Here is a 6196-nt window from a genome sequence, read left to right as displayed (position 1 = left end):
GGGCGGCATGGCGTGTCAATCACAAGAGGGTCTTCCACCTCTGCAAGCAAGCCGACCAACAACCCGCTGGTCGCGTCGTTCAATGGCCGACTGCGTGACGTGTGCCTGAACGCGAACTGGATCTTGTCGTCGGCCGATGCTTGGAGCAGGATCGAGGCGTGGCGGCGCCCGTACAACGAGAGCCGTCCTCACACAGCCCTGGGGTGGTTGACGCCTCAGGAATTTGCCGCGGCGGCCGCCGAGCAGGCCGCCAAATGACGCCCGGAGGCTTACCCTTCGGCCGGGCCAAGATCCGGCGGACCGTCACACAGTCCGCGACCTTGCATCGGTCGTGAACCACAAACGGGGTCAACTCCAATGGGCGCTCGGCGCATCAAGGCAGCTGAGGAAGATCCATCTCCTTGCGGAAACTCCTGTCGAAAGCGCCCGCCGGAACGAACCTGCGAAGGAAGCTGACCTGACGCGCCTTGGATCCGGCAGCGTAACGGCGCTTGGGCGTTGACGCCGTGGCAGCCTTGACGACGACCTTCGCAACGACGTCGGGCGCATCCGCGCTCTCCATGGCCTCGCTCAGGAAGCGATCCCGCGCCGCGCGTTCAACGTCGTAGACGTCAAGCGGCGCATCGGACCGGACGAGGTTCCGGTCGAACGCCGTGCGCGTGAAGGCGGGCTCGACGAGCACCACTCGCACGCCCTGGCCGCGAATTTCATGGTCCAGGGACTCGGAGAAGCCTTCGACTGCATGCTTGCTCGCGCCGTACAGCGCCATATAGGGCGCCGGGATCAGCCCCATGACCGAGCTGATGTTGACGATGCGACCGGCCTTCTGAGCCCGCATGATAGGTAAAACGGCTCGGGTCGTTCGGATGATGCCGAACAGGTTGACGTCGAACATGGCGTGGGCCTGCGCGATCGAGGATTCCTCCGCAGCCCCGCTGATGCCGAAGCCGGCATTGTTGACCAAGAGGTCGATCCGGCCCGTCTCATCGAAGACCGTCTCGATCATATGGGCGACCGACACGTCGTCGGTGACGTCGCAGGTGAGCATCCTGATATCGCCGCTCGCGGCGACGGCCGGCTTCCGGCTCGTGCCGAACACACGGTATCCGGCAGCCCGCAGGGCCTTGGCGGTTTCGAGGCCGATGCCGGAGGCCGCCCCGGTCACGATGGCGGTCTTGCTCGAGGTCTGGTTCACGATGCTCTCCTTCCGAGGGCCGCCTGCGGGCGACCCTCGCTTATAAATTACGAACATAATATATGATGGCAAGGCGCGAATTGCATTGGGGCGGGTTGTCCGGTGCGCCAGGGCACCGGAATGCGCATCCGCCCGTCCAAGTCCCCTCGACGGAGCATATGCTGCCACTGCATCTGGGGACCTCCCTTCCCCGCAGGCGCAGAGCATAATCCCGCCCACCGATAGCAGGGGGCGGCGGCCGGAACTCGGTCCTCATCGCCGTGTGGCCCCGAGGCGTGTACCGACGCCGCGCGTCAGGAGGCGAGCGCCGGGTCCGGTTCGGGCATCCCTGCGCACCAGCTCGTTCGGGGGCAGCCTCGGCCGAGAACAGTCTTCTCGCCGCAAAGGCCGTCGCGTTCACGCGGGCATGGTGATGATCCCCGCCGAAAGGGCAGCGAACATCCCCGCGACGCTGAGCGCCGCCGCGATCATGGCGCCACCGGGTGTGCCATGCCCATCCGCGGAAGGCTCCCGGCGAGCGGACAGCGAACGACGCGGCCTGCGCCCTGAGCCGCGAAGGACAGCCTGCAGAAGGAAGAGGAGCTGTCCGGCCGATGGCTTCCGGCAGGACCCCCGCCGCTGCTTGCAGTCGCCCGGCCCGGAAGGCCGATCGGGCGAAGGGCCGTCAGGGCGCGACGGAATCCTGCGCCGCCTGAAGGAGTTCCTCCGCCAGGGCCTCGTTATCAACGGCGCGCGCCAGGACGACCGCCCCGACGAGCGTCGCCATCGTCGCCAGGGCTCGCTGCCGACGGCGCTCCTTCAAGGCCCCGGGTGTCAGGCCAGCCAACAGGGACGCCAGTCGCTCCACGCCCTGCGTGAACCGCGCCCGGACGAGGCTGCCCGACAATTCGCGGGAGACATCGTTCGCCAGAGCCGCCAGGGGACAGCCCTTCCCGGGCGTCTGGACATGGCCCAGGGACAGGTAGTTCGCGACCACGGTATCCGTGGTGCCCCGGTGTTCCTCCGCGAGCGCCGCGTCGAACGCCTCGGCCGCCAGCGCATCCTTGTTGGCGAACTGGCCATAGAAGCCGCCATGGGTCAGTCCGGCGGCCGCCATGATGTCCACGACCCCGACACCGTGGAGTCCCCTCTCGCGGAACAGGGCCGCGGCGACCTCGACCACGCGTTGCCGGTTGATCCTGGCCTGCTCCTGCGAAACTCTCGGCATGGCCCGATCCCTCCGTGCGCCCGACACCAATATAGATGCGCGCCGTCATCTAAAGAAGGTCGTTCACATCGCGCGCGCGAGCGCGATCCCTGAGGGCAGTCGACCGGCCTGCGCGAGGGGGCGAAGCGCAGGCCGGTCGCCGTACCGGGCACGCACCGGGTGAGCGCCCGATCCTCCAAGGCCTCGGGGCCGGGGCGTCACGCTTGCGCGTGGTGCGGCACCGCGCCCGGACCGGCCGGAACGTCCGTTCCACGCGGCTCGCGTGCGACCCGGAACCAGAGGGCATAGAGGGCCGGCAGGAACAGCAGCGTCAGGAGCGTCCCGACCCCGACGCCGCCGATCAGCACGTAGGCCAGAGCCCCCCAGAACACGGAGTGGGTCAGCGGGATGAAGGCGAGCATCGCGGCGGCCGCCGTGAGGATCACCGGGCGGGCTCGGCGCACCGTCGACTCGACGATGGCCTCGTAGTCCGACAGCCCCGCCGCGCGGTCGTGGTGGATCTGGTCCACCAGGATCAGCGTGTTGCGCATCAGGATGCCCGACAGCGCGATCAGGCCGAGGATCGCGTTGAAGCCGAAGGGCTGGTGGAAGACGAGCAGCGTCGGGACGGCGCCGACGAGGCCGAGCGGCGCGGTCGCGAACACCATGAACATGGTGGTGAAAGAGCGCACCTGCAGCATGATGACCGTCAGCGTCACGATCAGCATCAGCGGGAAGACCGTCACCAGCGCCTTCATGGCCTTCTCGCTCTCCTCCACCGACCCGGCCGTGTCGATGCGGTAGCCGGGCGGCAGCTTCGCCCTGATCGCCGCGAGTTCAGGGACGATCTGGGCATGGATGTCCGGCGGCTGCTTGCCGTCGATCACGTCGCCCTGCACGCGGATGTAGGTCTCGCGGTTGTAGCGCTTGAGCACCGCATCCTCGGCGCGGCTCTCCAGGTGGGCCACCTGCGAGAGCGGGATCTGCCGCCCGTCCCTGGTGGCAAGCGTCAAGTCGCCGATGTCGCCGAGCGAGCGGCGCTCCGGGCCAGGGCTACGCAGGAGCACGTCCACGGAGCGCAGGTTCTCGCGCACCTGGGTCGCGGGGGTGCCGTTGAGGTAGCTCTGCAGCTGCTGGCCGGCCTCCTTCGGTGTCAGGCCGATCAGGCGAAGGCGCTCCTGATCGAGGGCGAGGTGCAGGGTCGGCGTTCTGTCACCCCAATCGAGATGGACGAGGCGCATATTGGGGTTGGCCATCATGACGTCGCGCACCTCCGCGGCAATGCCGCGGATGACGTTGAGGTCCGGTCCGACCACCCGGAAGGCGACGGGGAAGCGCACCGGCGGCCCGAACACGATCTGCAGCACGCGCACCCGCGCCTCGGGGAAGAGGCCGGCGTCGACGAGCTGGCGCACCTTGCCGCGCAACACGTCGCGGGCATGGGAATCCGCGGTCTGGACGACGATCTGCGCGAAGGCGGGGTCCGGCAGCTCGGGGTCGAAGGACAGCACGAAGCGCGGCATGCCCTGACCGATGTAGCTCGTAATCGCGCGCGCCTCGGGGAGCGCCCGCACGGCCGCCTCGACCTTTCTCACGCTGGCCTCGGTGGTCGCGAAGGCGGAACCGGTCGGCAGCGTCACCTCGACGATGAGTTCCGAGCGCTCCGAATTCGGGAAGAACTGCTTCTCGACCTTACTCATGCCGACCACGGCCGCCGCGAACAAAGCCACGGTGATGCCGGCCGCCATCCACTTGTGGTCGACAGAGGCCCGCACCACGCGGCGCAGGCGCTGGTAGTTCCTGGTGGCGTAGATCGCCGCGTGGCCGCCCTCGACCGTCTTGATGTCGGGCAGGAGCTTGACGCCGAGATAGGGCGTGAAGGTCACGGCCACGATCCACGAGACGACCAGAGAGAACGCCACGACCCAGAAGATGTTGCCGGCATACTCGCCCGCCGTGGAGGCGGCGAAGCCCACGGGCAGGAAGCCCGCGATGGTGACGATGGTGCCGGTGAGCATCGGCGCGGCGGTGGCACTCCAAGCGTAGGTGGCCGCCGAGATCCGGTCGGCCCCTTCCTCCATGCGCACCACCATCATCTCGATGGCGATGATCGCGTCGTCCACGAGCAGACCGAGGGAGATGATCAGGGCGCCGAGCGTGATGCGGTCGAAGTCGCGGCCGGTGACCATCATCACCACGAACACCGCCGAGAGGGTCAGCGGCACGGCCAGCGCCACCACGATGCCGACCCGGAAACCCAGCGCCACCAGGCTCACGAAGATCACCACCGACAGAGCGGTGAAGAACTTCACCATGAATTCGTGGATGGCGTCGTCGATGACCTTCGCCTGGTCGGTGATCTTGGTGAAGGTCACGCCGGTCGGAAGCGCGTGGTGGATCGCCACCTCCTCGGCGTTGAGCGCCTCGCCGAGGCTGAGGCCGTTGAAGCCCGGCTTCATCACGAGGCCGAGCACCAGGGCCGGCTCGCCGTCGTTGCGGATCGCGAAGGCCTTCGGATCCTCGTAGCCGCGCTTCACTGCGGCGATGTCGCCGAGCTTGAGGCTGCGGTCGCCGGCCGCCACCGGCAGGTTGCGGATCGCGTCGAGGCCATCGATGGCTCCGTCGAGCCGCAGGTAAACGCGCGGCCCGTCGGCCTCGACGAAGCCCGCCGGCGTCACGTCGTTCTGGTTGGCCAAAGCGGCCAGGAGCTGCTGGCCGGTGATGCCGAGCGTCGCGAGACGCTGGTAGGAGACCTCGACGAAGATCTTCTGCGCCTGCTCGCCCAGGATGTTGATCTTCTCGACGCCGGGCACGCGCAGCAGCCGCTGGCGAAGGTCCTCGGCGCGCAGAACGAGGTGCCGGTGCGGCAGACCCTGCGCCTGGAGGGCGTAGAGGGCGAAGTAGACGTCCGAGAACTCGTCGTTGAACAGGGGTCCGAGCACGCCGCGCGGGAGGGTGGAGGCTTGGTCCGAGAGCTTCTTGCGCGCCTGGTAGAATTCCGAAGGGAGCTTGGCCGGCGGCATCGAGTCCTTGAAGAACACCTTCATCAGCATGAGGCCAGGACGGACCGTCGTCTCGACCCGGTCGTAGTAGTCGAGTTCCTGCAGGCGTTTCTCGAGCGGGTCGGCGACCTGCCGCTGGATCTCGTCGGTGGTCGCGCCGGGCCACGCGGCGGAGACCGCCATCGTCTTGACCGTGAAGGTCGGATCCTCTGCCCGGCCGAGCTTTTCGAAGGCGAAGATGCCTGCGGCGGTGACCGCGAGCAGGAGGAACAGCGTGACGGCGCGCTCGCGCACCGCCAGGGCCGAGAGGTTGAAGCGGGAGGCGGTCATCGGCCGGCCTCGGCCACGCTCGAGCCGGCCAGCCGGACCTTCTCCCCGGCCTTGAGGAGATGGGCGCCGAGGGAAACGATCCGGTCGCCCGGATTCAGGCCGGCGGCGACGTCCGCGCTCTCCTCGGACAGGCGCGTGACGGTGACGGGCTGCGCCGTGACCGTCTGAGTCCGGGCATCGTAGCGCCAGACGGCCGAGCCGCCGCCCTGATCGAACAGGGCGCCGAGCGGAACCGACACCGAAGCCGTCGCCTGCGGCTGGACGGGGCACAACCGGAGGGTGACCGTCGCCCCGAGCGGCGCGGTCTCGCCGCCGCCGGAGAGGATGTAGCGGGCGCGGTAGGTTCGGGTCGCCGGGTCGGCCGTGGCCGAAAGCTCCCGGAGCCGGGCCGGATAGGTGGTCTCCCCCTCCGCGTAGAGGGTCGCCGAAGCCGTGCCCTTCGCCCGCTGCCGGCTCCCTTCCGGCAGGAACACCTCCGCCTCT

Annotated in this window: 5 protein-coding genes; 1 reads left to right on the top strand and 4 read right to left on the bottom strand. The window is 68.5% G+C overall.

Annotated elements, in window-relative coordinates; all coding sequences use genetic code 11:
- Nucleotides 1–258: integrase core domain-containing protein (locus AC1DXK_RS29730; protein ID WP_477299628.1), on the top strand; the 258-nt coding region annotated here is incomplete at its 5' end.
- A 115-nt stretch (nt 259–373) separates the two neighbouring features.
- On the opposite strand, the gene AC1DXK_RS29725 is transcribed toward AC1DXK_RS29730, so the two are convergent.
- The 4 genes from AC1DXK_RS29725 to AC1DXK_RS29710 form a co-directional block, all read right to left on the bottom strand.
- Nucleotides 374–1195, bottom strand: coding sequence for an oxidoreductase (locus AC1DXK_RS29725; RefSeq protein WP_457104705.1), 822 nt, complete (start codon nt 1193–1195; stop codon nt 374–376).
- A gap of 664 nt (nt 1196–1859) precedes the next feature.
- The gene (locus tag AC1DXK_RS29720) at nt 1860–2402 is read right to left on the bottom strand and encodes a TetR family transcriptional regulator (protein ID WP_457104668.1); all 543 of its coding nucleotides are present in this window, start codon (nt 2400–2402) and stop codon (nt 1860–1862) included.
- A gap of 197 nt (nt 2403–2599) precedes the next feature.
- Nucleotides 2600–5713 carry an efflux RND transporter permease subunit gene (locus tag AC1DXK_RS29715; RefSeq protein ID WP_477299627.1) on the bottom strand — a complete coding sequence of 1038 codons (3114 nt, stop codon included), beginning with the start codon at nt 5711–5713 and terminating at the stop codon, nt 2600–2602.
- Nucleotides 5710–6196, bottom strand: a 487-nt coding sequence (locus tag AC1DXK_RS29710; RefSeq protein WP_477299626.1) for an efflux RND transporter periplasmic adaptor subunit, incomplete at its 5' end; no start/stop codon positions are given. The genes AC1DXK_RS29715 and AC1DXK_RS29710, both read right to left, overlap by 4 nt.

The sequence above is a fragment of the Methylobacterium sp. P3_A11 genome, assembly GCF_056403155.1.
The sequence above is the reverse complement of the archived record's forward strand: the minus strand, read 5'-3'. Positions and strand labels throughout refer to the sequence as shown.

What these genes read in the sequence shown, in the direction of transcription:
- AC1DXK_RS29720 (WP_457104668.1), bottom strand. Translation starts at nt 2,402, where the DNA reads ATGCCGAGAGTTTCGCAGGAGCAGGCCAGGATCAACCGGCAACGCGTG.
- AC1DXK_RS29715 (WP_477299627.1), bottom strand. Translation starts at nt 5,713, where the DNA reads ATGACCGCCTCCCGCTTCAACCTCTCGGCCCTGGCGGTGCGCGAGCGC.